This is a genomic window from Mycobacterium asiaticum, assembly GCF_001673315.1.
In the GTDB taxonomy this organism is placed as follows: Bacteria; Actinomycetota; Actinomycetes; order Mycobacteriales; family Mycobacteriaceae; genus Mycobacterium; species Mycobacterium asiaticum_B.
Map to the genome: position 1 here is coordinate 1 of NZ_LZLQ01000116.1, position 726 is coordinate 726.

The window sequence follows — 726 nt, forward strand, 5'->3', positions numbered from 1 at the left end:
GGGATGGGCGAGGTCTACGAGGCCGAGCACACCGTCAAGGAGTGGACCGTCGCCGTCAAAGTGATGACCGCCGAATTCAGCAAAGACCCGGTTTTCCGCGAGCGGATGAAGCGCGAAGCCCGCATTGCCGGCCGGTTGCAGGAACCCCACGTCGTGCCGATTCACGACTACGGCGAGATCGACGGACAGATGTACCTCGAAATGCGCATGATCGAGGGCACCGACCTGGATGCGGTGCTCAAGCGCTTCGGGCCCCTGACCCCGCCGCGCGCGGTGGCCATCATCACCCAGATCGCCTCGGCACTGGATGCCGCCCACGCCGCGGGGGTGATGCACCGCGACGTCAAACCTCCCAACGTCCTGGTCACCCGCGACGACTTCGCCTACCTGGTGGACTTCGGCATCGCCAGCGCCACCACCGATGAAAAGCTCACCCAGTTGGGCACCGCCGTGGGCACCTGGAAATACATGGCGCCCGAACGCTTTTCCAACGACGAAGTCACCTACCGCGCCGACATCTACGCCCTGGCCTGCGTGCTCTACGAATGCCTCACCGGCGGTCCGCCCTACCGCGCTGACAGTGCCACCACTCTGGTCACCGCGCATTTGATGGACCCGGTCCCGCAGGTCAGCGCGCAACGCGCCGGCATCCCCAAGGCGTTCGATGCGGTGATCGCGCGCGGCATGGCCAAAAAGCCCGAAGACCGCTACGCCAGCGCCGGCGAC

1 protein-coding gene is annotated in these 726 nt (G+C 66.0%); it reads left to right on the forward strand.

Features of this window, described 5'->3' with window-relative positions; genetic code table 11:
- On the forward strand, positions 1 to 726 hold a 726-nt coding region (locus tag A5636_RS17780; RefSeq protein WP_155763873.1), incomplete at both ends, for a serine/threonine-protein kinase.